The 25,737-nt window shown below is 58.1% G+C and carries 30 protein-coding genes; 12 read left to right on the top strand and 18 right to left on the bottom strand.

The genetic code is table 11. The annotated features are described in order from the left end of the window. The first annotated feature begins 23 nt into the window (after positions 1-23). Both AN476_RS17405 and AN476_RS17400 read left to right on the top strand, forming a co-directional pair. Positions 24-1,310: a lipoprotein-releasing ABC transporter permease subunit gene (locus AN476_RS17405; RefSeq protein ID WP_054462977.1), complete on the top strand. Its 1,287-nt coding sequence runs from the start codon at positions 24-26 to the stop codon at positions 1,308-1,310. Further along, positions 1,303-1,986 carry an ABC transporter ATP-binding protein gene (locus tag AN476_RS17400; protein ID WP_054462975.1) on the top strand — a complete coding sequence of 228 codons (684 nt, stop codon included), beginning with the start codon at positions 1,303-1,305 and terminating at the stop codon, positions 1,984-1,986. The genes AN476_RS17405 and AN476_RS17400 overlap by 8 nt, the downstream gene beginning before the upstream one ends. Here AN476_RS17400 and AN476_RS17395 read toward each other — a convergent pair. After that, positions 1,983-2,417 carry a DMT family transporter gene (locus AN476_RS17395; protein ID WP_054462973.1) on the bottom strand — a complete coding sequence of 145 codons (435 nt, stop codon included), beginning with the start codon at positions 2,415-2,417 and terminating at the stop codon, positions 1,983-1,985. The two genes, AN476_RS17400 and AN476_RS17395, sit on opposite strands and share 4 nt — an antisense overlap. A 256-nt stretch (positions 2,418-2,673) precedes the next feature. On the opposite strand from AN476_RS17395, the gene AN476_RS17390 reads away from it, so the two are divergent. Next, positions 2,674-3,081, top strand: a complete 408-nt coding sequence (locus AN476_RS17390; protein WP_054462971.1) for a cytochrome c — start codon at positions 2,674-2,676, stop codon at positions 3,079-3,081. A 39-nt stretch (positions 3,082-3,120) separates the two neighbouring features. Here the strand turns inward: AN476_RS17390 and AN476_RS17385 are convergent, their stop codons facing one another. The 7 genes from AN476_RS17385 to AN476_RS17355 all read right to left on the bottom strand — a co-directional run bounded on the left by AN476_RS17385 (position 3,121) and on the right by AN476_RS17355 (position 9,848). Beyond that, on the bottom strand, positions 3,121-3,804 hold the full coding sequence (locus AN476_RS17385) for a hypothetical protein (protein ID WP_054462969.1): 684 nt from the start codon (positions 3,802-3,804) through the stop codon (positions 3,121-3,123). Positions 3,805-3,877: 73 nt separating this feature from the next. After that, a complete protein-coding gene (locus AN476_RS17380) occupies positions 3,878-4,537 on the bottom strand; it encodes a DNA-3-methyladenine glycosylase I (RefSeq protein WP_054462968.1) in 660 nt (219 codons plus the stop codon). Positions 4,538-4,554: 17 nt separating this feature from the next. Continuing rightward, the gene (locus AN476_RS17375; protein WP_054462965.1) at positions 4,555-4,977 is read right to left on the bottom strand and encodes a PaaI family thioesterase; all 423 of its coding nucleotides are present in this window, start codon (positions 4,975-4,977) and stop codon (positions 4,555-4,557) included. Positions 4,978-5,011: 34 nt separating this feature from the next. Next, positions 5,012-5,776 (bottom strand): hypothetical protein, encoded by a 765-nt coding sequence (locus AN476_RS17370; protein WP_054462963.1) that lies wholly within the window; start codon positions 5,774-5,776, stop codon positions 5,012-5,014. 448 nt (positions 5,777-6,224) lie between these two features. Next, positions 6,225-7,076 (bottom strand): hypothetical protein, encoded by an 852-nt coding sequence (locus tag AN476_RS17365; protein WP_054462961.1) that lies wholly within the window; start codon positions 7,074-7,076, stop codon positions 6,225-6,227. Next, positions 7,069-9,027, bottom strand: coding sequence for a DNA topoisomerase IV subunit B (gene parE, locus AN476_RS17360; protein WP_054462959.1), 1,959 nt, complete (start codon positions 9,025-9,027; stop codon positions 7,069-7,071). The genes AN476_RS17365 and parE overlap by 8 nt, the downstream gene beginning before the upstream one ends. 212 nt (positions 9,028-9,239) lie before the next feature. Further along, entirely contained in the window at positions 9,240-9,848 is a 609-nt protein-coding gene (locus tag AN476_RS17355) for a carboxymuconolactone decarboxylase family protein (protein ID WP_054463010.1), read from the bottom strand. A gap of 177 nt (positions 9,849-10,025) precedes the next feature. Between AN476_RS17355 and AN476_RS17350 the strand changes: the two genes are divergently transcribed. Beyond that, on the top strand, positions 10,026-10,763 hold the full coding sequence (locus AN476_RS17350; RefSeq protein ID WP_371257364.1) for an HD domain-containing protein: 738 nt from the start codon (positions 10,026-10,028) through the stop codon (positions 10,761-10,763). A gap of 45 nt (positions 10,764-10,808) precedes the next feature. On the opposite strand, the gene AN476_RS17345 is transcribed toward AN476_RS17350, so the two are convergent. Continuing rightward, positions 10,809-11,678, bottom strand: coding sequence for an alpha/beta fold hydrolase (locus AN476_RS17345; protein ID WP_054462957.1), 870 nt, complete (start codon positions 11,676-11,678; stop codon positions 10,809-10,811). A 182-nt stretch (positions 11,679-11,860) separates the two neighbouring features. On the opposite strand from AN476_RS17345, the gene ppk2 reads away from it, so the two are divergent. After that, positions 11,861-12,796: a polyphosphate kinase 2 gene (ppk2, locus tag AN476_RS17340; RefSeq protein WP_054462955.1), complete on the top strand. Its 936-nt coding sequence runs from the start codon at positions 11,861-11,863 to the stop codon at positions 12,794-12,796. Positions 12,797-12,900: 104 nt separating this feature from the next. Further along, the gene (locus AN476_RS17335) at positions 12,901-14,295 is read left to right on the top strand and encodes an MATE family efflux transporter (protein ID WP_054462953.1); all 1,395 of its coding nucleotides are present in this window, start codon (positions 12,901-12,903) and stop codon (positions 14,293-14,295) included. A 10-nt stretch (positions 14,296-14,305) separates the two neighbouring features. Here the strand turns inward: AN476_RS17335 and AN476_RS17330 are convergent, their stop codons facing one another. Together AN476_RS17330 and AN476_RS17325 are read right to left on the bottom strand one after the other, a co-directional pair. Next, a complete protein-coding gene (locus AN476_RS17330) occupies positions 14,306-14,719 on the bottom strand; it encodes a hypothetical protein (protein WP_054462951.1) in 414 nt (137 codons plus the stop codon). An 18-nt stretch (positions 14,720-14,737) separates the two neighbouring features. Next, a complete protein-coding gene (locus AN476_RS17325; RefSeq protein ID WP_054462949.1) occupies positions 14,738-15,940 on the bottom strand; it encodes a pyridoxal phosphate-dependent aminotransferase in 1,203 nt (400 codons plus the stop codon). A 98-nt stretch (positions 15,941-16,038) separates the two neighbouring features. Between AN476_RS17325 and AN476_RS17320 the strand changes: the two genes are divergently transcribed. From AN476_RS17320 to AN476_RS17310, 3 genes are all read left to right on the top strand, one after another. Continuing rightward, positions 16,039-16,440 carry a helix-turn-helix domain-containing protein gene (locus AN476_RS17320; protein ID WP_054462947.1) on the top strand — a complete coding sequence of 134 codons (402 nt, stop codon included), beginning with the start codon at positions 16,039-16,041 and terminating at the stop codon, positions 16,438-16,440. Positions 16,441-16,450: 10 nt separating this feature from the next. Continuing rightward, the gene (locus AN476_RS17315; RefSeq protein ID WP_054462945.1) at positions 16,451-16,720 is read left to right on the top strand and encodes a succinate dehydrogenase assembly factor 2; all 270 of its coding nucleotides are present in this window, start codon (positions 16,451-16,453) and stop codon (positions 16,718-16,720) included. Positions 16,721-16,791: 71 nt separating this feature from the next. Then, positions 16,792-17,289: a MarR family winged helix-turn-helix transcriptional regulator gene (locus tag AN476_RS17310; RefSeq protein ID WP_172684845.1), complete on the top strand. Its 498-nt coding sequence runs from the start codon at positions 16,792-16,794 to the stop codon at positions 17,287-17,289. 218 nt (positions 17,290-17,507) lie between these two features. On the opposite strand, the gene AN476_RS17305 is transcribed toward AN476_RS17310, so the two are convergent. After that, the gene (locus tag AN476_RS17305) at positions 17,508-17,936 is read right to left on the bottom strand and encodes a VOC family protein (protein WP_054462942.1); all 429 of its coding nucleotides are present in this window, start codon (positions 17,934-17,936) and stop codon (positions 17,508-17,510) included. Between the two features lie 318 nt (positions 17,937-18,254). Between AN476_RS17305 and AN476_RS17300 the strand changes: the two genes are divergently transcribed. Beyond that, positions 18,255-19,088 (top strand): thymidylate synthase, encoded by an 834-nt coding sequence (locus AN476_RS17300; RefSeq protein ID WP_054463006.1) that lies wholly within the window; start codon positions 18,255-18,257, stop codon positions 19,086-19,088. A 78-nt stretch (positions 19,089-19,166) separates the two neighbouring features. Beyond that, positions 19,167-19,655 (top strand): dihydrofolate reductase, encoded by a 489-nt coding sequence (locus tag AN476_RS17295; protein ID WP_054462940.1) that lies wholly within the window; start codon positions 19,167-19,169, stop codon positions 19,653-19,655. A 187-nt stretch (positions 19,656-19,842) separates the two neighbouring features. Here AN476_RS17295 and AN476_RS17290 read toward each other — a convergent pair whose 3' ends face one another. After that, on the bottom strand, positions 19,843-20,061 hold the full coding sequence (locus AN476_RS17290) for a cold-shock protein (RefSeq protein ID WP_054462938.1): 219 nt from the start codon (positions 20,059-20,061) through the stop codon (positions 19,843-19,845). 229 nt (positions 20,062-20,290) lie between these two features. Between AN476_RS17290 and AN476_RS17285 the strand changes: the two genes are divergently transcribed. Next, positions 20,291-20,605 (top strand): ArsC/Spx/MgsR family protein, encoded by a 315-nt coding sequence (locus tag AN476_RS17285; RefSeq protein WP_054462936.1) that lies wholly within the window; start codon positions 20,291-20,293, stop codon positions 20,603-20,605. 90 nt (positions 20,606-20,695) lie between these two features. Here the strand turns inward: AN476_RS17285 and AN476_RS17280 are convergent, their stop codons facing one another. From AN476_RS17280 to thrS, 5 genes are all read right to left on the bottom strand, one after another. Continuing rightward, positions 20,696-21,259 carry a DoxX family membrane protein gene (locus AN476_RS17280; RefSeq protein ID WP_054462933.1) on the bottom strand — a complete coding sequence of 188 codons (564 nt, stop codon included), beginning with the start codon at positions 21,257-21,259 and terminating at the stop codon, positions 20,696-20,698. A 4-nt stretch (positions 21,260-21,263) separates the two neighbouring features. Beyond that, positions 21,264-22,049: a DUF2063 domain-containing protein gene (locus tag AN476_RS17275; protein ID WP_054462931.1), complete on the bottom strand. Its 786-nt coding sequence runs from the start codon at positions 22,047-22,049 to the stop codon at positions 21,264-21,266. Next, complete coding sequence (locus AN476_RS17270) at positions 22,046-22,939, bottom strand: DUF692 family multinuclear iron-containing protein (protein ID WP_054462929.1); 894 nt, start codon at positions 22,937-22,939, stop codon at positions 22,046-22,048. The genes AN476_RS17275 and AN476_RS17270 overlap by 4 nt, the downstream gene beginning before the upstream one ends. A gap of 200 nt (positions 22,940-23,139) precedes the next feature. Further along, a complete protein-coding gene (locus AN476_RS17265) occupies positions 23,140-23,445 on the bottom strand; it encodes a DUF2282 domain-containing protein (protein WP_054462927.1) in 306 nt (101 codons plus the stop codon). A gap of 220 nt (positions 23,446-23,665) precedes the next feature. Then, entirely contained in the window at positions 23,666-25,612 is a 1,947-nt protein-coding gene (gene thrS, locus AN476_RS17260; protein WP_054462925.1) for a threonine--tRNA ligase, read from the bottom strand. Between the last annotated feature and the right edge of the window lie 125 nt (positions 25,613-25,737).

The raw sequence follows: 25,737 nt of genomic DNA, 5'->3' as shown, positions 1-25,737 counted from the left end.
CAAAACTGCGAGCAGGAGCCATCATGGCCAGCACCCCCCCGCCTTTTGCGCGATTTGAATGGATGATTGCCTGGCGATACCTGCGGGCTCGCCGGGCTGAAGGTGGCGTTTCGGTGATGACCTGGATCAGCCTGATCGGGATCACCCTGGCGGTCTTTGCGTTGATTGCCACGCTGGCCGTGCGCTCGGGGTTTCGCTCGGAATTTGTCGGCACCATCCTGGGTGCAAATGCCCATGTAACGCTCTATTCCCATGGAGAGCTGAACGAGGCGGGCCATTTCGAGCGATACATCAAGGATTTTGACCAGATGGCGACCCGCGTGGCCGAGGTGCCGGGGGTAATCCGTGCAGCGCCGCTGGTCAAAGGCCAGGTCATGGCCAGTGCCCGCCAGCGCAATGCCGGGGTCGAGGTCTTTGGCATCGCCAAGGAAGGCATCAAGACCATTCCCGGCGTAGCCGAAAGCGACGGCGCCATTGGAGATCTGAACCGCTTTGAAGAGGGGGTTGCCATTGGCTCGGGCGTGGCACGCGAACTAGGGGCCACCGTTGGTGACCGGATCAAGCTGATCTCGCCCAATGGGGTGAAAACCCCCTTTGGCACCAGCCCGCGCGTCAAGGCCTATGAGGTGGTCTATATCTTTACTGCCGGGCGCTATGACATCGACCGGACCCGCCTTTATATGCCTTTTGCCGAGGCGCAGAGCTTTTTCAACCGCGAGGGGGTGGCGGATGAGATTGAGGTGATGGTCGAAGATCCTGAAAGGGTCGGCCTGATGGTTCTGCCGCTTTTGCGTGCCTCTGAGGGCTCTGTGGGGGTCTGGACCTGGCGGGATGCTTCGGGTGGTTTTTTACGGGCGCTGGAGGTCGAGGACAATGTGATGTTCATCATCCTGTCGATCCTGGTGCTGATTGCGACGATGAATATCGTCTCGGGACTGATCATGCTGGTTAAGAACAAAGGGCGTGACATTGGCATTTTGCGCACCATTGGGCTCAGCGAAGGGTCGGTGATGCGGGTGTTCTTTATCTGCGGTGCTTTCACCGGTGTCCTGGGAACGCTTTTGGGCGTCATCCTGGGCTGTCTCTTTGCTACCTATATTGATCCGATCTTTTCTTTCGTGAACTACGTTATGGGCGGTGGCGTCTGGGATCCTTCTATTCGGGGTATTTATGCCTTACCCGCCGAGCTGAACTTGCCCGACGTGCTCTCGGCTGTTGGTCTGTCGCTGGGCCTGTCTTTTGTGGTGACAATTTTTCCTGCCCGGCGTGCCGCCCGGCTGAACCCGGTAGAGGCGCTGCGCTATGAATGAGGCTGTCCTGGAACTCACAGGCGTGACCAAATCCTACAATCAGGGAACGGCCGGTCAGATTGACGTCTTGCGCGGGATCGACCTGAGCCTCAAGCCGGGCGAAATGGTGGCTTTGGTCGCCCCATCAGGGGCGGGAAAGTCGACCCTATTGCATATTGCCGGTCTCTTGGATGTGCCGGACGGCGGATCCGTCAAGGTGGCGGGACAGGAGGTCAGCGGCAAGGGGGACGGCATGCGTACCAGCCTGCGTCGCCGGGACGTGGGGTTTGTTTATCAGTTCCACCACTTATTGCCGGAGTTCTCAGCGCTTGAAAACATTGTGCTACCGCAGCTGGCCAATGGCATCTCGCAGGCGGGAGCGGAGGCGCGGGCAGAGGAACTCTTGGCGCTGGTGGGCCTGTCGGCGCGGGGGCGCCATCGCCCGGCGGCCCTGTCGGGTGGTGAGCAGCAGCGGGTGGCCTTTTGCCGGGCTCTGGCAAACAAACCGCTGGTGCTGCTGGCGGATGAACCCACCGGCAATCTGGATCCAGGCACCTCGGATCAGGTCTTTGCCGCACTGATGGATTTGGTGGCGGGAACCGGCTTGTCGGCGCTAGTCGCCACCCATAACCACGAGCTGGCGGCGCGCATGGACCGCCGGGTCAAACTGGAACAGGGCAGGCTGGTTGAGCTTTAGGCCAGCTGGGTGATCCAGACCCCCAGCGCCATGACTGATATCCCGGCGGCGCGTATCAGGGTCAGCGGGGTGGCCTGGGCACCAAAGAGGCCAAAATGGTCGATCGCGGCGGCGCTGGCCAATTGCCCAAGCAGCACAAAGAACACCGCGTTGCCGACGCCAAAATGTGGTGCCACATGGGTGATCGACAGCACATAAAAGGCCACCAGAAGACCGGCCAGGAACAGATGCTTCGGCGCCTGCGGCAAGAGCATAAGCGCGCTGGGTCCTTTGATCAGGCAATAGGCCAGAGCGGCCGTAAAGGCGACGGCAAAGAGCACCACCCCGGCAGCCGCAGGAGAGCCGATATGCTGGCCCAAAGCCGCGTTTAACGCTGCAAGGACCGGGATGCCAAGGCCTGCGGCCAACATGATAAGCGCGTAAGAAAGCATGGGATCTCCGGGGTAGGTGGGGGCCCGTTTATGGCGGGCCTGTGGATTGAGTGACTGTGCCCAGGAGTGATGCGCCGGGGCAAGAGCCAAGGGTGCGATCTGGTGTCCAACGCTGCGTTTTCCTGTCGTGCCCCACCTCATTTGGTGTTTAAATACAAATCAATGCCTTAGAATTCCCCGGAGCCTTGCGGCTCAGGGTAGACATCGCCGGATTGCCACAAACCAGAGCGCCACCTAGGAAGAAGGAAGCAAAGAGATGAAATTTCCAGTTGTGGGTTTGGGCCTGACGGTGCTTGTGTTCAGCCTGTCAAACTGCGCGCCTGCGGATGTCGATATGCCCGAGCCGAGCGAGGGTGCGGCGCTGTTCAATCAGAACTGTTCCGCCTGCCATGGTGAAAACGCTGATCCCACCACCCGGGAGCTGTCAGTAGGGGCTCCGGATCTGCGCCATATTGCGACCCGCAACAAGGGGGTGTTCCCGCGCGCCGCCATGTTGTCACAGATTGATGGCTACGGGCGTGGTCGCGTTGGTGAAGAGCAGATGCCTGAATTTGGTGCCTTGCTCGAAGGGGATCTACTCCCTGTTGAGGTGGAGGGAATCTTTACTCCGACACCGCGCCCTCTGGCGGCACTGCTGGCCTATCTGGAAGACATCCAACGCTAATTTGCGGCAGTACTTTGCCGGGATTTGCACCAGAAGAGGTCATGTGCAAATTCCGGCCAGATCCGCATCCTTCCAGGGCAGGTAGACATCGCTTTGCCGCGTTTGGGGCAGGTCCGTTACCGGCATGACCGCCTTGAGCATCTTGTGGAGCCGTTTGCTGCGGGCCGCTTGCGGCGCCAGGGCGCGACAGCAGACATATTCTTCGACGATGGCCCCCTGTTGCTCAAAGCCATAGCTGAGGAAATCATGGCTGCCGTCCAATGCGAACAGATAGGGGTCGGGGCTGGCGCTGTGTTCCGCTGCTGCCAACAAGGGATGATAGCCGGTGGTGCGCCGATTCTGCCACTGCCAGACATGGGTCATCTCATGGGCCAGCAGCATGGCCTCTACCAGATACAGCCGATCGGGATAGGTGGGCAGGTAGTCTTCGGTGTACCAGTCTTTGACAAAAAAGATCCGATTGAACAGAGCCACTGCCGCAGGTGAGGAGGTGACGATCCTCTCTTCTTTTACCGGAGGAAGGATGCGTTCGCGGCAGGTCACGCGGGGGCGGGGTTTCCGCCGGAACGTCACCGCAGCCACCGGGGCGCCGCGTACTAGCCGCACCCGGTCCGGGTTGAGGCTGTCTCCGTGAATGTCAGACAGAAAATCACGCTCAGCCTCGCTGAGCGGGCGTCCACAGGCGGCGAGCAAAGAACAGATCAGAACAAGCCGTAGGATCATGCGGTTCCTCTGCCGGTTTTAAGGAGCGCGGACGTATCTGGTTTGATCCGGGGCATAAATTCCTCCAACATCTCTATCCGCAGCTCATGGCCAGAACCCGGCTGATTTCCATCAACGAGCGGCCTGATTGCTCCTGCCAGCTGTTAAAGGTCTCCTGCACCTGACGCAGCGCCGTTTTGGAAGTGGCGGGTTTGTCGATCACCCCCTCTGCGATCAATCGGGCGGTAACATCGCGGGACAGCACAAAGCCATCGCGCCCGGCAAAACGCATGACCATCTGGCCTGTACCGCCCCCCAACCGGCTGCCCTGTGTCTTGAGCATCTCCAGCAACCCGACATAGTCGGTCGACGGCCAGTCACAAAAGACCTTGGCGGCACCACCATGTTGGCGCAGATCCATCAGGAAGACCGCATTGTCGCGGACCGACTGGATCTTGGCCCCATTGCGCACGATGTCTGTGTTGCGCAGCAAGGCATCCAGCTTTTCCTCATCCATGAAGGCGTTGCGGGCCACATTAAACTGATCAAAAGCAGCTTCAAACCCAGGCCATTTTGTCTCGATCACCGTCCAGCTGAAACCCGCCTGAAAGACGCATTTGGCCATCAGCGACAGCCAGCGGTCTTCGGGGAGGGATGCCGCTGCGGGATTAGGTTTTGGCAGCTGTGCTTCCAGCGCCGGGGCACCACCATGGCGGGCCGCGGATATGTCAAAGATCTCGTCAAAACTGCGCATGAATGAGGCTCCGGCAATCAGGGGGCATAAAAGGTTGCGGTGGCACTTGCGACCAGTTTACCGCTGCTTTCTTCCCGCATATCAGCGCGGGCAAAGACCAGTGCCCTGCCGGCGCGCACCACTTCGGCCCGGCACAGGATGGCAGAGCCGACACCGGGGCGCAGGAACTGCGTGTGCAGGTCCGTGGTTGCAAACATCCGCATCTCTCCGGCATGGGCGACGGCGGCCAAAACCATAGAGGTATCGGCCAATGCGGCCAGGGCCTGCCCCGAGACAATTCCGCCAACCCGTGCCAGATGCGGGGCCAGTGGCATATGTAGCTCGACGGCTTCGGGCGAGGCTTCCGTCACGGTCAGATCCAGGGCCCGGACCCAATCGGCAAAATTCTCCTGCAAGATGCTTTGAAGGTCTGTCACGCCTAGGGCAGGGCTGTTGGTCATCTGGGCCTCATTTGGTTTGCTCGTTCAGCCGAGCCTAGCGGCCGGGCTTGCGCAACTCCACAACAGATTTTCCCAACCGAAACGGCGCAGCAAAGCCGACCAAGCATAGAGCAAAAAGCTGCAGGACCAAGATATAGGCATTGTCTTGCAGATAGTCCCATTCCTGTTTTAGCCGCTGGATCTGGGCGATCAGATCCTCATAGGCCTGGGCCAGGATGACAAAATCGCCTGCGATGGTAGGGATCCGGCGGCGCAGGTTTTCCACTGCGGCTTCTGTGGGTTCATCCAGGGCGGTAAAGATCAAAAAGGCATCCGGGTCAAATGCATCGGCAGTGGCGGCCTTGGCGGTCATCTCCTGGGCCGCGCTGTTGGAGCCGGCCAGAAAGGAGATCCCCTGCAGCGGCGCGACCTCATCCGTGACCGCAATGAACAGAGGAAGCTCGGCATTGCCCGCGGTCGAGGCAGACAGGAATTCGACCTTTTCACAAAGCACCGCAATATCCGTGTCATAGGCGGGGTCGCAAAAGCGCAGGCGAAACCGCGCGGCGTCGCGGTCAAAAGCGGATGTCGCGGCATAGGCCACATCAATTTGGCGCTCCAGATGGCTGCTGTCGGATGTGTAGATCCCGGCGATGACAGCGGCGAGGGCACCAATCCCGCCCAATAGAACCCAGACCAGATCGGCAAATTTCCAGGCCCGGTGCCCCGCAGGTTTGCGCAGCAAGAACCCCGTCCCGACCAAGCCAATGCAAAAGCAGGCCAGGATCAAAAAGAGCTGGTTGTCGGCGATAAAAATCATGGTGGCTCCTTGGGGCAGGGCGTCTGTCGCAACAGTAGGAAGCCTGCAGGGGGTCATGCAACAGGGGTGAAGGAAACGTGATCACTGTGGGGCTGCGTTGTTTTGATTGGAGGATCACTAAGGCGGGTAGTGGCGCAGGGGCTTCGGAGCCCTGCGCCGGTGCCCGTCGCTTTGGGAGGTGACAGTTGCAGGTGTTCGCCTGGGCCGCCAGGCCCGCGCCTGACCTTCCCCTCGTGGAGACCAAGCCGGTTCCCGCAGGGACAAACAGTCCGGGGGACTGTTTGAGGCATGGGCGGGCGGAGCCCTTCGCACCTGACCGTGCAAATCAAAGAGCGGCGTTGGCAGTATATCACCTGGGACGTGGCGCGTAGCGGCACGGCCCGCGCCTGACCTTCCCCCCGGGAAGGCGCATTCACGCCTCCCCAAGGTCAGGCGCGGGCATTTTTTTCTAGTTTCCGGAACTAAAAAAGTCTGGGAAAGAAGGCGGAAACCATGCCTTGAAACTCTCTGAACTACTCGCAGCAATATACGCTTGAAAGAGAGTTGCAGCTGCAATAACAAAGGTCGCCCAGTACATTCTCCTACTAAGTCTGAAGCTGTCTTTGTGTCTTCGTTCTTCGAGCGCAAATTCTGACAGTGTTACTACGGCTTTAGGAGACAACTTAAATCTAATGTGGTTAGACTTCTCCAAGTCTCCTGTTAGAACAAGAGATTCGACGAGAAGTCGAAACTTAGCAAGGATTTCTTTGTTGTCAGGATGAGAAAAGATCCTACTTCCAAAAAAGTCCATCTCGAGATCAACGATGGATCTGGGTTGAGGGGTGTAGGTGCCAGGCCCTTCACCATGTTGTTCTCGCAGATGTATGGCTACAAATTTTTGCAAGACCTCAATTCGATCATTTCTGAATTTGAGCCTTTTGTTGAAGTAGGATTGGCGAAGGCGATCCAGAAAGAATGCAATCTCCGTTAGACAAAGTGCCTCGTAGGCCCAGAACTGAAATGAACCATGATAGTTGCTCTGAAACCCACCGTAGAAACGCCGCACTTCGATTTCCCACCGTTCCAGCTCGCAAATTTCAATAAAATCTGGTTCCGCAAATTCATCGTTCTTCCAGAGACGGCCGTAAATGCTACATCCAGATATTCTATCGACTAGAAGTGATTGACCTGAATTGCTGTTTTTTAGAATGGGAGTGTAAAAGTCGTTGCTAATATCGTAAGCAAATCTGCCTGGGGAGAGCTTTTTTAGACAGCGCTTGAGGGCAGCGAAGCGAGCTTCGCGTATTAACCCCTCAAACATCCAGCTCCTCCACGAACTTGGCGTTCTCCTGAATATACTGGTAACGCAGCTCGGGCTTTTTCCCCATCAGACGTTCGACCAGATCGCCGGTTTCGCCGGGCTCATCCTCGTCAATCGTCACCCGGATCAATTTCCGGGTATTGGGGTCCATGGTGGTCTCTTTCAGATCCTTGGCATCCATCTCGCCCAGACCCTTAAAGCGGCTGACATCAATCTTGCCCTTGCCGCCCAGGCCCTTCTCCATCCAGGTGTCGCGCTCTGCCTCATCCAGGCAGTACACACGTTTGGCACCCTGGGTCAGGCGGAACAGCGGTGGACAGGCGAGGTACAGATGACCGCCGTCGATCAGCGGGCGCATCTGGGTGAAGAAGAAGGTCATCAACAACGAAGCAATATGCGCCCCGTCGACATCCGCATCGGTCATGATGATGATCTTGTCATAACGCAGATCATCAAGATTGAACTTGGTGCCGGTGCCAACGCCCAAAGCCTCGCAGAGGTCGCGGATCTCGGCATTGGTGCCGATCTTGTTGGAGGCAGCCCCCAGCACGTTGAGGATCTTACCCTTCAGGGGCAAGAGCGCCTGATTGTTACGGTTGCGCGCGCCCTTGCCAGAGCCCCCCGCCGAGTCGCCCTCGACGATGAACAACTCAGTTCCGGCGCGGTCTTTGGAGGTACAATCCGTCAGCTTACCCGGCAGGCGCAGTTTTTTGGTGGCGCTTTTACGCTGGGTTTCTTTTTCCTGTTTGCGGCGCAGGCGCTCTTCGGCCCGCAGTACTAGGAAGTCCAGAATGGCGCCGGCCGATTTGGTATCAGCGGCCAGCCAGTTGTCAAAATGGTCGCGGACCGAGTTTTCCACCATTTTGGCGGCGCTCTCGGTCGACAGGCGGTCCTTGGTCTGGCCAACAAAGGCAGGGTCTGCGATAAAGCAGGAGACCAGCGCACAGCCGCCCGCCATCAGATCGTCGCGGGTGATGCTGCCGGCCTTCTTGTTGCCGACCAGCTCACCATAGGCCTTGATGCCTTTGAGAATCGCCGCCCAGAACCCTGCAACATGGGTGCCGCCCTCGGGGGTGGGGACGGTGTTACAGTAGCTCTGGGTGAAGCCATCGCGCGAGGGCGTCCAGTTGATCGCCCATTCTACATAGCCCGGCTCGCCAAATTTCTCTCGGAACTCTACTTTGCCCGCAAAGGGCGCATCCGCATAGACCGAGGCCTTGCCCAAGACTTCGGTCAGGTAGTCCTTGAGCCCGCCGGGGAAGTGGAAGGTGGCCTCGACCGGGGTTTCCTTGTCGTCGATTTCGGACTTCCAGCGGATCTCCACGCCCGAGAACAGATAGGCCTTGGAGCGTACCAGGGTGAACAGGCGTTTGGGTTTGAAACGGTGTGAGCCAAAGATCTGCTCATCCGCGTGGAAGGTGACAAAGGTGCCCCGTTTGTTTGGCGCCGCGCCGACCTTCTCTACTGGGCCCAAAGGCAGGCCGCGGGAGAAGCGCTGTTCAAACAGTTCTTTGTTTTTAGCGACTTGCACCACAAGGCTGTCGGAAAGCGCGTTTACAACGGAGGAGCCAACCCCGTGCAGACCGCCGGAGGTCTGATAGGCCTTGCCCGAGAATTTGCCGCCCGCATGTAGGGTGCAAAGAATGACTTCGAGCGCGCTCTTGTCCGGGAACTTGGGGTGCGGATCGATGGGGATACCGCGACCATTGTCCGAGATCGTGACAGAGTAATCGGCGTGCAGCGTCACCTCGATGCGGTTGGCGTGGCCGGCCACGGCCTCATCCATCGAGTTGTCGAGGATCTCCGCTACCATATGGTGCAGGGCGCGCTCATCGGTGCCGCCGATATACATGCCGGGCCGCTGACGAACAGGTTCCAGCCCCTCAAGCACTTCGATCGAGGAGGCGTCATAGATTTCGTCGTCGGGCGTGCTGAGGAGGTCGTTTGCCATTGGCGGGAGCTGCTCTTCGGTTTGTTATGGTTGCTCCCATTATGGCAGGTGTTGTGGTGTTGCGAAAGAGGTCCGCTAGGGGCTGTGGATAACCTGTCTGGTATAGGTGCTGCGCGTGAAAGCGCTGCCTAGAATGCAGGCAGGGCCTGTTTTAGGGCCGCTGCCATCAATCCTAACCTGTTTACTGTGTGCACCTAGCTGGGCTCTTGACCTCAGCTGTGGCCCCAGTCTTCGGGGTTTTCCGAGTTATTGGGGCTGAGGCCCAGCACATCGCCCTTGGTTGAACATCCCAGGCCCAGCACTGTGCGGTTGGCATAATTGAAATATGCGGTGACCTGGTTGATTTCGAGTATTTCGCCATCCGAATAGCCATGTGCGCGCAGCGCGGTCACCATGTCCTGAGTCACGCCACCCGGATCACGGGTTAACTGACGGGCGTAGTCCATCGCCAGTTTCTGACCCGGTTCCAATGGGGCAGCTGCGGGACTGCGCACCTCAATCGCGGCGCGCAGGGCATCTGCACGCGCGTCGTCTCTCAGCAAGCGTTTGAGCCCGGCAAAGTGGTGCTCGACGCAGTAATCACAATCGTTCAACCGGCTGACCCAGACCCCCAATGTCTCCAGGAACCATTTGGGAATGGTGTTGCCGCTGTGATGCAACACGTTTTTGTAGATCGCCATATGGCCTTCCATAGAGTGGGGACGCAGGGAATGGACCATCATAATATTGTCGACATTGCCATTGGGGCCGGTGACCCGGTCGTAGAGTTTCTTCAACTTGCCGCTGGCGTCTGCGAACGGAATGGTTTTGATCCAGGCCATACTGTCATCTCCCTTTTGCGTCGCACGGTAGCGGTTTTGCCAAGGGTTGAAAGGGAAATTTTCCTCCATGCCATAGGGTTGCGCTGAGGCTCGCAGAGTGTTGATGAGATGCATGGCTAATTTACCGCGCCGCACGGGGCGGCGGGCAGAGGGTCAAGCAGCGCGGGGAGACCTGAAGTGTCTGCCGCAAATGGTGCAGCGCTATTGTCGCTCAAGGACAAGTTCAAAGCAGATCAATGGTTCACTTTGGCAACAGAGGGCGCAGCAGATCCAGACGTCAAGCAGAAGAGGAAGCATCACATGGACAAGGCCGACCAGGGATACAAAGTGTCCTTCACTCAGATGAAGGACGGCACAAAGGAAGAGTATTTGAAGCTGGCGGAATTGGAACGCCCCTATCACGCGCTCACCGCCGATCGCGTGCTGGAGGAGATGCGTCGCCAGGGAGAGGTCTCGCTGGAGGGCTATCCGATTACCCGGCTGCAACATGGGCTGCAGTCTGCGACCCGCGCCGAGGCTGACGGGGTGGATAGCGATTGGATTGTAGCTGCGCTCTTGCACGACATTGGCGATGGGCTTGCACCACAAAACCACGATCGTTTTTCAGCCGAGGTGATCCGGCCTTTCGTGCGCTGGGAGGTCGCCTGGTGCATCGAACATCACGGCATCTTCCAGATGCTGTATTACGCGCGTCACTACAATTGGGATGAAAACGCACGGGACCAGTTCAAGGATCACCCCTGTTTTGCGACCTGTGCCACCTTTTGCGAGCGTTGGGACCAAAGCGCCTTTGATCCAGAGTATCCAATGAAACCTCTGGCCTATTTTGAGCCAATGGTCCGGGAAGTCTTTGCCCGCAAGGCCTATGATCCGGAGGTGATCCAAGAAGGGATCTCTTTGGGGTTGGATCTTTGACTCCGCGCGGCTTGCCGCTGCTTTCTGCACTGGTCCTAAGGTTGCTTAGCGGAGCCAGTTAGAAATAGCCTGAGCGACCTCATCGGGTTGTTGGTGATGCAGCCAGTGATCGCAGCCCTCCAGGGTGACGCGGGTGAGTTGGGGTGCAAACTCTTCCAGACCCTGCGTGGCCTCCGGCAATAGGGCCGTATCGCCATCGCCCCAGAGCAGGAGATGGGGCTGGGGAACCTGCAGACGCTTGAGCGGCAGGGCGGGCATGGGGATGGGTTGATCGGGCAGGGCGACCTGCAGCGGCGATGCGCGATACCAATTGAGCATGGCCTGCAAGCGACCGGGGCGGGACCATTCATGTTTGTAGTCCTCCAATCGCTCCCCCGAGAGCCAGGACATATCCATATGGGTGGCAAAGAGCTGCAAGAGCTTCTGGAAACCATTGGCGCTGAGGTGATCTTGGACGCCGGGTTGGCGCAACCAGGTGATGTATTGCGAGGCCTTAGCCTGGGCGCCGCCACTGGCCAGTGCACGTTGAAAGGGCACCGGATGTACCCCGTTGGCGATGATCAGGCGGTCGACCAGCTGGGGGTGAAACATAACAAGCCCATAGGCAATGGCTGCCCCCCAATCGTGACCAAAGACCATAACGGGTTGGGTCTCGCGACTTATCAGGGCAACCATATCGCCAACAAGCTCAGCGGCGGCGTAGTTTTTGACGCCTTTTGGTGCCCAGCTTTGACCAAACCCGCGCTGATCCGGGGCAATGCAGTGAAAGTTCTGGCTTAGGCGTTGTGCCACTTCCTGCCAGGCACCGCCATATTCCGGAAAACCATGTAGCATCAGCAGCGGTGGCAGACTGGCGTCCCCCCAGCGGCGCACAAAAAAGCGTTGTCCCTTCAGCTCTTCAAAACGCCCCTGCATCTGCTGCCCTCCTGTCCAACTGCAAGGCTGCGGGCAAGCTCTGGCTTGGGCAAGTAAAGCGTCACGTCACGGAGGGCGAAAACGGAAAAATGCACCAGATATGACAGTTTTTTGACACAGGTCAGCGCGCGACCTGTTTGCAGCATTTATGATCCGGGCGAACAGATTGAAAAGGGATAAAAATGACAGAAGCCACTGCCAACTCTCCGATTGCACCAAGCGAGATTACAGACGCTGCACCAGCAGCGAATACGGCCCCCAAGGGGCCATCGCCCGAAGAAATCCACAGCGCTTTTGAAAGCGGCCGCTACCCTTATAAGCGGAAGATGGGGCGCCGCGTTTATGAGGCTGAAAAAGCACGTCTGCAGGCCGAACTGTTGAAGGTTCAGCTCTGGGCACAGGAGACGGGCCAGAAGTTTGCCATGGTGTTTGAGGGGCGCGATGCTGCGGGCAAGGGCGGGACGATCAAACGCTTTACCGAGCATCTGAATCCTCGTTCCGCGCGGGTTGTGGCGTTGAACAAACCTACCGACGAAGAGCGTGGCCAGTGGTATTTCCAGCGCTATATCAATCATCTGCCAACGAATGGCGAGATCGTTCTCTATGACCGCTCCTGGTACAACCGGGCCGGCGTTGAGCGGGTCATGGGCTTTTGTGAACCGGATGAGTATCTGGAGTTCATGCGTCAGACGCCCGAGCTAGAGCGAATGCTGGTGCGGTCCGGCGTGCGGCTTTATAAATACTGGTTCTCAGTGACCCAGGCGGAACAGTTGCGCCGGTTCAAATCGCGTGAGACCGATCCGCTGAAACAGTGGAAGCTGTCGCCGATCGACAAGGCGTCCTTGGACAAATGGGATGATTACACCGAGGCTAAGGAGGCGATGTTCTTTTATACCGACACCGCAGATGCGCCCTGGACCGTGATCAAATCGAACTGCAAGAAACGGGCACGCCTGAACTGTATGCGCCATTTCCTGAGCACCCTGGACTACCCGGGGAAGGACTACTCTATTGCTCAGGACCCTGACCCGCTGATCGTGGGGCAGGCGCATCATGTGATCCATCGCTCGGATCACATTCTGGGCAAGGCTCTGCATCCAGAGACCAAATCGCGCTAATCCCACAAGCGGCGCTGTCCCCATGTGAGGGCCGCGTTTTGCTGTGAATTGTTCTTTGCGTTCTCGGCGCTTGCCGGGGGCGCGATACCTGCTAAGACTGCGCTATGGTAGAACAGTTCACCCCCCCCAACTCCGCGCCCAGGATGACCACAGCAGGCCATCTGCGGGCTGTATCCCTGCTTGGCTTTCCGCTGGTTGGCGGCCATGTGGCGCAATTTGCCATTGGCATGACGGATTCCATTATGCTGGGTTGGTATGGGGCTGCAGCTCTGGCAGCTGTCACGCTAGCTGGCTCTTATTTCTTTGTGTTCTTTTTAATGGGGGCGGGATTCGCTATTGCGGTGATGCCGCTGGTGGCTGCGGCCGCTGGTGCGGGCGAAGAGCGCCAGATCCGGCGCGCAACCCGCATGGGGCTGTGGCTGTCGCTGCTCTATGGTGTGGCGGCGATGCCGGTGCTGCTCTATTCTGAACAGATCCTGCTGTCTCTGGGGCAGAAGCCCGAAGTGGCGGGGCCTGCCTCTGCCTATTTGCAGCTGGCGGGCTGGGGGCTGTTCCCGGCGCTCTTGGTCATGGTGCTGAAGTCCTATCTGGCGGCACTGGAGCGCACTCAGATCGTGCTCTGGATCACTATCCTGGCGGCTGTGGTCAACGGGCTGGTGAACTATGCGTTGATCTTTGGCAACTGGGGCGCGCCCGAGCTGGGCATTGCCGGGGCGGCCTATGCCTCGATTGCGACCCAGACGGTCTCTTTGTTGGCGGTGGGGGCCTATGCGCTTTGGGTGCTGCCGGAACATGAGATCCTGAAGAATTTCCATCGCCCGGATTGGGAGATGTTTGCACGGGTTTTCAAACTGGGCATGCCCATTGGCCTGACCAACCTCAGCGAAGTCAGCCTCTTTGCGGCCTCAGCCATGATGATGGGTTGGCTGGGGACGATCCCACTGGCAGCCCATGGCGTGGCGATGACCCTGGCGGGGCTCACCTTCATGGTGCATCTCGGTCTCAGCAATGCGGCCACGATTCGGGCGGGCAATGCCTATGGGCGTGGAGATCGGGCCCATATGGCACTAGGGGCTCAGGTGGTGATTGTGATGTCTTTGGTGATGGCGCTGATTGGTATTGCCGCCTTCTTGCTGCTGCCGGACCAGCTGATCTCGCTGTTCCTGGACCCCAATGAGCCCAACAAGCCTGAAATCCTGATTGTCGGCGCCAGCCTTTTGGCCATGGCAGCCCTGTTTCAACTGGCGGATGGGATGCAGGTCATTGCGCTGGGCGTGTTGCGCGGCGTGCAGGATACCAACTGGCCCATGGTGATTGCAGCGCTCAGCTATTGGGCAATTGGCGTTCCGGCCTCCTACCTCTTTGGCTTTACCTTTGGCTGGGGTGGGGTTGGCGTCTGGTCCGGCCTGGTTCTGGGGCTCAGCTTTGCCGGGGTCTTCCTGATGCTGCGGTTCTGGCGCCATTCCATCAAACGCACCCCCGAGAAAATGGCAGCTTAGGCGGTCGAGCTTAGCCGGGCTTCTTGCCCTTCATCAGCCGATCCGCCTTTTTGCGCACCAAGACGCTGCGCAGGTCATGCATGGTCAGCAACAGATCATCCGTGACGGCCTCGAGCTGATCATCCGTGGCCTTGGTCTGGGCCCAATGGGCCGTGAGGTTCAAATGATCCACCGCCCGTTTGATATCGTCGATGTCGCGCGCGGCCAGTACGGCCTGGCGCTCGGCCATCCAGGTTTTAATCTCCGTCAGATCCTGCTCTGACAGCGCTCGCCCGCCGTGAGGCTTGATCTCGCCGTTGCGGATGTTGACGGCTGCGATCTGCTCCATGTCGATACGGCGCTGCCGGTTTTCGGTATCAACCCGAAACACAAAGGCACCGTTTTCGCGGACACGAAAGAAATACTCGGGCAGCATCGCAGCCATCAGATTGGATCCTTTGACTTAAGTGAGAGCGGCGCAGAAGGCAGCGATACGGGCGCAGGCCTCGGTCAGGGCCTCGTCTGAGGTCGCATAGCTAACGCGGAAATTGGGCGACAGACCAAAGGCAGCCCCAAAGACCACCGCGACATCTGCTTCGGCCAAAAGCGCCTTGGCAAAGGCCTCGTCATTCTCGATCACTGTGCCCTGCGGGGTGGTTTTCCCGATCAGGCCGGCAATCGAGGGGTAGACATAAAAGGCGCCTTCAGGCCTGGGGCAGGTCACACCCTCGATCGCGTTCAAGGCGGCGACCACCAGGTCTCGGCGGCGTTTGAAGGCGACATTGTTGGCCGGAAGGAAATCCTGTGGGCCATTCAGGGCCTCGACTGCAGCCCATTGGCTGATGGAGGAGGGGTTGGAGGTGGACTGTGACTGCACCTTGCGCATCGCGGCGATCAGAGGTTGCGGGCCTGCGGCATAGCCAATGCGCCAGCCGGTCATGGCATAGCCCTTGGACACACCGTTGCAGGTGAGGGTGCGCTCATAGAGGCCGGGTTCTACCTGAGCGGGGGTGGCAAATTCAAAGCCGTCAAAGACCAGATGCTCGTACATATCATCCGACATCACCCAGACATGCGGGTGGCGCATCAGCACATCTGTCAGCGCTTTCAACTCGTCCCGGCTGTAGCCTGCACCGCTGGGGTTGGAAGGCGAGTTGAAGATGAACCACTTGGTCTGGGGCGTGATCGCCGCCTCCAGCTGCTCAGGCGTCAGTTTAAAGTCGGTTTCAAGGCTTGCCTCGACCGCAACTGGCGTGCCGCCAGCCAGCAGCACCATATCCGGATAGCTGACCCAATAGGGGGCTGGGATGATCACCTCATCACCAGGGTTCAAGGTCGCCATCAGCGCATTATACAGCGTCTGCTTGCCACCTGTCCCGACCGAAACCTGCGCCGGTTCGTAAGACAGGCCATTCTCGCGTTCAAATTTGGCGCAGATTGCCTGTTTCAGCTCGATGATTCCATCCGGTGCCGTGTATTTGGTCTTGCCCGCCGCGATGGCTGCCACGGCGGCATCCTTGATGTTTTGTGGCGTGTCAAAATCGGGCTCGCCTGCGCTGAGGCCAATCACATCGCGGCCTGCGGCGCGCAATTCTGCGGCCATGGCCGTGATCGCGATAGTAGGCGACGGTTTTACACGCTCGAGGGTCTTGGAGAGGAAAGACATAGCGGCTGGTCCCTGTTTGAATGTTCTTGGCAACTGTCATAGGGTGCCACCAAACCTCGATCAAGCAACATTGATAAAGACCGGAACGGAGATGGCAAATGGCTGATGAAACAACGGATTGGTTCGGACCAGAGGCAGCAACCTTTGGGGATCGCGTTGCAGCCGCCCGCGAAGCCGCTGATATGACCCAAGCGCAGCTTGCGCGGCGCCTGGGCATCAAGAAGACGACACTGATGGGCTGGGAACAGGACCTGTCCGAACCCCGCGCCAACAAGCTGTCGATGGTTTCCGGGTTGCTCAATGTCTCTATGTCCTGGCTGTTGACTGGCGAAGGCGAAGGCATGTCCGAGCCCAGCGAGATGGATGTCGACGCGGGCGATTTTGCCGGAGTGCTGAACGAGCTGCGGGCTCTGCGGAATGAGATGCGCAGCAATGCAGAACGCGCCGCCCGGTTGGAAAAGCGACTGCGCACCATTATCCAAAGCTCGACCACCACATGAGGCCAGCAACATGACCGGGGGTGAAGAACAGCACGAGCACCGCTTGAAGCGTCTCAAGATGTGGTCGATGCGGCGCGGCATCAAAGAGATGGATATTCTGCTGGCGGCCTATGCGGATGCAAATCTGGCCGCCATGGATGCGGTGAAGCTGGACCTGTATGATCAGCTGCTGCGCGAGAATGATCAGGATCTCTACCAATGGGTCACGGGCCAGGTTGCAACACCCAGCCCCTATGAAGAGCTGATCAAGGACATCGCACAAACCCATCAAACTGAATAAAAAACCAGCTTAACGCATTTTTGGGGAATTTTCTGCATTCTCTCCTGAGCAAACTCGAGTCGGAGATGCGAATGAGTATGGAAATGCCAATTGGCCAGCAGGACCGCAAAGGGTTCATGACTGGTTACCTTGAAGCGCTGGCACTGGTGGAGCGACTGCACCGACTGCTGTTGGACGTGATCAAGGATGAATTCGAGCGCGTCGGCGTTCTGGAAATAAACGCAGTGCAGGCACTGCTCTTGTTCAATGTCGGTGACAATGAGGTCACCGCCGGCGAGCTCAAGAGCCGTGGCTACTATCAGGGCAGTAATGTCAGTTATAACCTGAAAAAACTGGTTGAGCTGGATTATATGCATCATCAGCGCTGCGAGATTGACCGCCGGTCTGTTCGGGTTCGCCTGACGCCACGCGGTCGGGAGATCCGCGATATCGTTGCGGGCCTCTTTGCGCGCCATGCCGAAGGTCTGGAGGGCAAGGATGTTATCAGCCGCGAAGGCATCGCTGATATCACCAGTTCCCTGAAGCGCGTGGAACGGTATTGGTCGGATCAGATCCGCTATATCTATTAAAAAACAGGCTTTGGGGCAAAATGTCCCGAGCATCTATCTGAGGGGCGCAAGAAATGCTCCGCTCAAAGCAAAAAATTCTGGTTCGGCTGGAGATCAGTCGCATCTAGGCTTGAAGAATTCGGGTTCGCTTTAAAACGCACCGCATAGTCCCCAGAGGATTAGCGGTGCGTTTTTATTTTTGGTACAGCTTTAGCCGGACATCCCGCCCAGAGTGACGGCTACCAGTGGCCGGTATTGCCCATGCTGGTCCAGGGTTCGGCAGGTTCCAGGGCTTCACCGTTTTGCAAAAGCTCGATCGAGATATTGTCCGGTGAGCGGATAAAGGCCATGCGCCCGTCATGAGGGGGGCGGTTGATGGTGACTCCATTGTCCTGCAGGAACTGGCAGGTCTCGTAGATATTGTCGACGCCATAGGCCAGATGGCCAAAATGACGGCTGTCGCTGGGCAGGCCCTCGTCGCCGTCCCAGTTGTAGGTGAGTTCTACGGGCGTTTCCTCTTGTCCGGGCGCGGCCAGGTAAAGCAGGGTAAAGCGGCCTTGTTCGCTGTCATAGCGGCGGGTTTCGCGCAGCCCCAGAAGCTCGTAAAATTCTCTGGATTTTTCCAGGTCTTTTACTCGAACCATTACGTGCAGATATGTAAGCGCCATATGCGAGGATCCTTGATGGTTTGTTCGCCCCGGAGACGGGCATGAGCGCCAGCGGGTCAGGGGAGAATTGGAGGTCATTGCTACAATCTGTCCGAACTATAGGCCAGTTCCAATCGATTCGCAGAGCCGCAACGTCATGCGGACTTGGACCACCTTCATCCAGGATTTGGCTCGTGAATACCTGAAAGAAGCAACCGATTTGCGTACCTCATTTGATACCAGAGGCATTCCAAGCGGCGTCGGCGCTTGGCTCTGTCATTTGGCGAAGCGAGCGGTTATGACAAGACCAAAGAGAGCGACCGTCAAAGGGGGATCACAGTGCAGCAGTATCATGCAGCTTTGCGCCAAATTCTGGAAACCGGAGTGCCCAGCAGCGACCGCACCGGCACCGGAACGATTTCTTGTTTTGGTATGCAGATGCGCTATCCGCTGGCGGATGGATTCCCGTTGGTGACGACCAAGAAACTACATCTCAAGTCCATTGTGCATGAGCTGTTGTGGTTCCTGTCCGGCGATACCAATATCAAATACCTCAAGGATAATGGCGTCTCGATCTGGGATGAATGGGCTGATGAAAACGGGGATCTTGGTCCCGTCTATGGCCATCAGTGGCGTCACTTCCCCAAGCTCGAACTCTTGCCAGGAACCACTGGCGACGAGCCGCTTTATCGCGCCGGAACGGTGGATCAGATTGCCGATCTGGTGGAGATGATCAAAACCAGCCCGGACAGTCGTCGCCTGATTGTCTCCGCTTGGAACCCTGCGGATGTCCCGGATATGGCGCTGCCACCCTGCCACACACTCTGGCAGGTTCGCATTCTGGGGGGTAAACTGCATCTGCAGCTCTATCAGCGCTCGGCGGATATGTTCCTGGGCGTGCCCTTCAATATCGCCTCCTATGCTCTGTTGCAGGCGATGCTGGCCCATGTGACGGGCTATGAGCCGGGGGATTTTGTCCATACATTTGGCGATGCTCATATCTATTCCAACCACCAGGAGCAGGTGGCTCTACAGCTCTCCCGCAGCCCGAAACCGCTGCCGCGGCTGCGGATCAAACGGCAGGTCGCGTCGATTTTTGACTTCAGCTATGATGATTTTGAATTCCTGAACTATGATCCCGATCCGGGCATCAAAGCGCCCGTCGCTGTCTAGGGCTCTCCGCAACTTCTGACAGTTTTTTCCCCGCTTTGGCTGTGGCCCAGGCGGTTCAGTTTCAAGGCAGATCGCACGATGATTACCCTGATTGTTGCCCGTGACCGCAATGGTGCCATTGGCAAGGACAATACCATTCCCTGGCATGCGCCTGAGGACCTCAAGGCCTTTCAACGCGAGACCCTGGGCGGGGCCATTGTTATGGGGCGCAATACTTGGGATAGTTTGCCTTTCAAGCCTTTGAAAAACAGATTGAATCTAGTGGTGTCTTCGAGCCCAAAGGCGGCAGAACATGTTCATGCCTCAGTGGTAGAAGCGGTTGCGGCGGCCTATGCCGAGGGCTATCGCCGGGTCTATGGCATTGGTGGGGCAGGGATTTACCGCGAAATGATGCAGATCGCGGACCGGTTGCTGATCACCGAAGTGGGTTTGGAGGTTGAAGCTGGCGATACCTATTTCCCCGAAATCGTGGCAGGGGAATGGCAGCGACAGGGGGAAACCCTGCTGCGCTCCGAAGAGCCTTCCTGCGTCATGGTGGAATATCTGCGCGTCTCGCCCGGCAGCTGAAACCGCGCTGCTGACCTCTTGTCGGCAGGGCTGTGGTCCTTTGGTCAGGTCGACTTGCGGGATTGGGCTAGGTGGGTGAGTTCGGGGGGGCGGAAGGCGCGGGCTTGCCTGTCCGCGCATGAAATCACCCCACCGGCAGATGGGATATATCCGCGCGGTGGGGCCCAGACCCGGAGAGACCCCCGGGCTAGCTCGAACTCATCAGGGGTTTGATCTCGCCGGCCATCTGTCGACCATCACGGCCTTCGGTGAGCTCGTAGTCCACCTTCATATTGTCAGAAAGCCCGGTGAGCCCCGATCTTTCTACCTGAGAGATATGTACAAAGACGTCATTTCCGCCGCCGTCGGGTTCGATGAACCCAAATCCTTTGGTCGTGTTAAACCATTTCACGGTGCCGCTTGGCATTTCCCGTGTCTCCTTCTACTTATATGTTGCTCTGGGTCAGCCCAGATGTTGGAGGGGTTCTGGACGGTCATTCATCCATGGTCATAGCTGGCACAGGCGATGGCAGGCTGCGCGGATAACGGACATCAGTCCCCCTTTTGCAACTCTTGCACGAGTTGAGAATAAATCAAGAGACTATCTGCATTCTACCTTAGATTGATAGAATGTGGGGCAGAGGGAAGGGAAATTGATGATCCTCTATGGGTTAAAGAACTGCGACACCTGCCGTAAGGCGTTGAAACAATTACCACAGGCGCACCTGGTGGAGGTGCGTGGCGAAGGTGTCCCCAGCGCGGTGTTAATCAAGGCACTGGCAGAGTTTGGCGATCGTCTGGTCAATACCCGCTCAACAACCTGGCGAGGCCTCAGCGAAGCAGAGCGCTCGGCAGCACCGCTTGAGCTGTTGCAGCAGCATCCCACGCTGATGAAGCGACCGCTGATTGCGGTAGAGGACAGGCTGTATTTGGGTTGGGATAAATCCACCCAAGAGGCGCTTCAGAGCTAGCACATGGCAGGGCTTTGACGCCCGGGTAAAATGCAAAAGGCGCCGCTGCCAAAAGCAGGGCGCCTTTCTTTGTGGCCTTGGCAGCGAGGGCTATGCGGGGTCGGATTCCATCCGGCGCTGCAGGACCCGATCCAGGGACAGGGCGCCTGCGCCTTTGATCACCAGCACCGCAAGAACAAAGACCCAGAACAGGCGCTGATCCAGGATGACCCCATCGGGGAAGCGGTCAAAGAGCGCGCCCAGCGTTTTTGCGTCTGTGGCACCATGGCCAATCACATCCGTGAGGGACTGAACAACGATAAAGCCAATCATCCCCAGCGAGGCCAGACGCGTGAACAGGCCCAGCAGGATCAGTAGCGGCAGGATGAATTCGGCATAGGTGCCTGCCAGAACCACCAGCTGATGAAACAGCCCAAACTGTGATACGTCATATCCGACGGCTTCCAGCTGTTTGGGGAAGATCTGAGAATAGGCGCCGATCGAGGGGCTGAACAGTCCGAAAAAGCCATCTCCCAGTTTTGTCAGGCCCGAGTTCCAGTAATAGAGCAGCAGCGTTGCGGCAAAGACAAAGCGGGCTGCCAGGGGCAGCACCCAGCTGCCGGCCTTTTCGACGAGGTCAAAGATGGCGTTGTGAATGGTGACAAGGAGGTGCATGTCGTTACCCTTTGCTTTCTAGTCCAGTGATGGCTCCGCCCTGCAGCAGCAGGGTGAGTGGGGAGCTGAGGTCAAATTCAGTATCGGTGGTCCGGGCCTGTTCCAGTGCGTCGCCAATGCTGGCCCCCTGAATCAGGGCCTCTATGCAGATGGCGTCAGTAGGCTGAAGGACCTGCGGGATGGGATCAAAGTCGGGACGGGTGATCAGCACAGTCTCGGCACCCGCCTGTGGTTTGGTGGCACCGGCATTGGTGTTGAACTGCCAGATCGAGCCTATTGGCCAGGGGGAGCGGATGAGTTGCAGGGCTGGGGCCAAGACAACCCTGCTGTCTAGCAGCGCCGGTTCGGACAGGCCTGCCAGCGCCATCGGATCCATGGGGGCGACATCGGCAGCGTGATAGGCGTGGCGCAGCGCCAGTTCCAATCGGGCCACATCGCCCAGATAGCCCAGATGGCTCAGTTGTTGCATGTTTTCAAGAAAGGCTGGAAATTCAGCGCCATAGAACATCATCAGGGGTGAGTTGGGCGGATGGGCGCGCAGAAAGATACCTGACAGACCATCCATGTTTTTCTTGCCCAGAAGTTTGGCGATAACGGGAAAGGCGCTGTGCATGGCCTCGGTCAGGGAAACCGCGACATTGTTGCGGTAGACAGAAAATCTCCGCCCCGCAGCGGCGCCCTCATGATCCACCAATCCTAAAGGCACATTGCGCGCGCCATCCATCATCGCCTCGGTGAATGTTGTCTGATCTACGGTTCCCGGCACTGTTTCTGGCTCAGTCTGGCTCATGCGGTTGCCCTGTTGGCAGCGGTGGAGACTGCTCCAGAGCTTGGCAGACCCTTGAGGGCAAAGGCCGCCCGTTCGGCTTCGGCAGCCAGGGTCGGCCAATCTGGCACGTCATTGTCCCATTCAATCAGTACCGGCTTGGGGCCGGAGCGCTCCAGAGTGTAGTCAAGCAGCGCCCAAACCGGATCCACCACTTCGCGCCCATGACTGTCGATCAATAGCGGGCGGCCTTGATCATCTTCATCCTCATCATGGCCACCAAGGTGAATCTCTCCCACCTTGTCCAAGGCAAAGGCATCAATGTAGCCCTGTGGCGAGAACTCAAGATTGGTGGCGGAAACAAAGACGTTGTTCACATCAAGCAGCAGCCCACAGCCGGTTTGACGGCTGATTTCGGCCAAGAACTCGGGCTCGGACCAGGTGCTCTCAGCAAAGGCGAGATAGCTCGAGGGGTTTTCCAGCAGCATCTTGCGGCCGATGGTGTCTTGCAGCTGATCAATATGGGTGCAGACCCGGTTCAGGGTTGCATCCGTATAGGGCAGGGGCAGCAGATCATTATAGAAATGGCCATCATGGGTCGACCAGGCCAGATGTTCCGAGAAACTGGCCGGGTTCAGCCAGTCGACCAGACGTTTCAGGCGGGCCAGGTGTTCGGGGTCTAGCGGGGATTCCCCGCCAATTGAAAGTCCGACACCATGTATCGAAATGGGGAAAGACTCGGCCAGATGGCGCAGTTGTGCCAAGGGGCGCCCGCCATCCCCCATGTAGTTTTCCGCGTGAATCTCCAGCCATTGCACCGGATCGGCCTGGTCGATGATCTCGGCAAAATGCTGCGGCTTGTAGCCGACACCGGGCGCATTTGGCAGCGCTGTCTGGGACGGGGACTGAAGCATGGCGTATCTCGTATCAAGCGGGGGGCGATCTGGCGGGATCTGGGGCAAGAAATCAAAGAGGGGCAAAGAGCCAAGGCAGGAAGCTCTGCGGATCAATGGCTGTCTGTTTGATGGGGCTGGCTGCCTACTTAGGCATGGGGGGCGAGCAAGAGGGCAGCAACCGGGGCCGCCCTCTTGCAAAGAGGTTTTGGACGAGGCGTTTAGGCGGGCAGATCGCGTTCTTGTGGTTCCAGCGAGCCTTTGCGCTCACCGCCATCGGCCAGAGCGGGAAGGTCGATGTCGGCGCAGGTGCCGGCGTCCACCAGAGTCCAGGCGTTGCCTTGGTAGTCAACGGTGGAGGTGCCAGCGCAGGTGGTGCCTGGACCGGCGGCGCAGTCGTTTTGACCGGCCAAAGAAACACCGTAGCATTTTTCCTTGGTGCCAGCAGCGGCAGGCATGGTGGCGGCGGCGGTCAGAGCTGCGGCAACGGCACCGGCAACGGCGAGAGATTTGGAAGTTTTCGACATCTCGTGAATTCCTTTCGGTTGGTCTTGCGCTGTCTTGTTGACATGAAAAACCTAACCCGAGGTGAGTGAGAGTTTAAGTCACGAGAGCGTGTCTCACGTCTGCGTCAGGGGTTGTGAGAGAGGGGTGTGTGTTAAGATGTTGAAAACAAGTATTTTTTGAAAAGTTTGAAACAAAACGGCCCCAAATGGGGGCCGCAAAGGGATCAATGTCGGGCGAATGTTACAGCAGGTCGGGCGGCGTCGCTTCGACCTTCAACGCCTTTGTAACATTTTCGAGGCTGTCCACCTTGGTCTGCTTTTCACCAAGACGGCGGATAGAGACGGTGCGCTCCTCCACTTCGCGGTGTCCGATGGCCAGGATTACCGGAACCTTGCCGAGCGAATGTTCGCGGACCTTGTAGTTGATCTTTTCATTGCGGATATCCGCCTCGGCCCGCACCCCTGCTGCCTGAAGTTCGGCAACGACCTCATGCACGTAGTCATCCGCATCCGAGGTGATGGAGGCGACAACAACCTGACGCGGCGCCAGCCAGAAGGGCAGCTTGCCGGCATGTTCTTCGATCAGAATGCCAATGAAGCGCTCAAAGGAGCCAAGGGTGGCGCGGTGGAGCATGAAGGGGCGGTGTTTGTTGCCATCGGCACCGATGAAATTGGCCTCTAGACGTTCCGGCAGGTTGGGGTCAACCTGCAGGGTGCCGCATTGCCAGTTCCGGCCGATGGCATCGGTCAGGGTGAACTCCAGCTTGGGGCCGTAGAACGCGCCTTCACCTTCCAGCAACTCATATTCATACCCTGCTGCCCTACAGGCATCGCCCAGGGCTTTTTCCACCAGATCCCAGCTTTCATCCGAGCCGATGCGCTTTTCGGGGCGGGTGGAGAGCTTGATGGTCCAGTTGTGGAAGCCGAGATCGGCATAGACCTTGGACAGGAAGGCAATGAATTTTGCGGTTTCCGACTCGATCTGATCTTCGGCGCAGAAGATATGGCCATCATCTTGGGTAAAGCCGCGCACCCTCATGATGCCATGCAGCGCGCCCGAGGGCTCATAGCGGGCGCAGGAGCCAAACTCGGCCATGCGCAGCGGCAGGTCGCGGTAGCTCTTGAGACCCTGATTGAACACCTGCACATGGCAGGGGCAGTTCATCGGTTTCAGCGCGTTGACGGCTTTTTCGCGGGCGTGTTCTTCGTCAACTTCAACGATGAACATGTTTTCCTGGTATTTGTCCCAGTGGCCCGAGGCTTCCCAGAGTTTGCGATCCACCACCTGGGGGGTGTTCACCTCGACGTAGCCATCACGCTCCTGCATGCGGCGCATATAGTCCTGCAGGGTGGTGTAGATCTTCCAGCCGTTTGGATGCCAGAACACCTGGCCAGGGGCCTCTTCCTGCATGTGATAGAGGTTCATCTCGCGGCCCAGTTTGCGGTGGTCGCGTTTTGCGGCCTCTTCCAGCATATGGAGGTGGGCTTTGAGCTTTTCCTTGCCGGTGAAGGCAACGCCATAGATGCGCTGCAGCATGGCACGGTCAGAATCGCCACGCCAGTAGGCGCCGGCAATGCTCATCAACTTGAAGGCGTCGCCGGGCAATTGGCCGGTGTGTTGTAGGTGCGGACCACGGCAGAGATCCTGCCAGTCGCCATGCCAATACATGCGCAGCGGTTCATCGCCGGGGATGCTTTCGATCAGTTCGACCTTATAGGGTTCACCTAGGTCGGTGTAATGCTGGATGGCGCGGGCGCGGTCCCAGACCTCGGTGCGCACCGCGTCACGCTTGTTGATGATTTCTTTCATCTTTTTCTCGATCACCCCCAGATCTTCGGGGGTGAAGGGCTCGGCGCGGTCAAAGTCGTAATACCAACCGTTTTCAATGACGGGGCCGATGGTGACCTTGGTGTCGGGCCAGATTTCCTGTACCGCGCGCGCCATCACATGGGCGAGGTCGTGGCGGATGAGCTCATTGGCCTGCGCCTCGTCCTTTAGGGTGTGAAGGGCGATGGAGGCGTCAGAGGTAATCGGCCATTGCAGATCCCAATGGGCGCCATCAACGGTGGCGGAGATTGCTTTTTTGCCCAGCGAGGTGGAAATGGAAGAGGCCACTTCGGCAGGGGTGATCCCTGCATCGAATTCACGTGCATTGCCATCGGGGAAGGTGAGAGAGATTTGGGCCATGGTCTGGCTGCTCCTCGTCGGTTTGGCGCCCACTGAACGCCCGGTTGCGGGTTATGTGATGGGGGCTGATGTCGCAGGTGTCCGCGGCTCTGTCAAGATCATGTCATGGCGAGGGGAGGGGTTTG

It is taken from the genome of Phaeobacter sp. 11ANDIMAR09 (assembly GCF_001294455.1).
GTDB lineage: Bacteria > Pseudomonadota > Alphaproteobacteria > Rhodobacterales > Rhodobacteraceae > Pseudophaeobacter.
The sequence above is the reverse complement of the archived record's forward strand: the minus strand, read 5'-3'. Positions and strand labels throughout refer to the sequence as shown.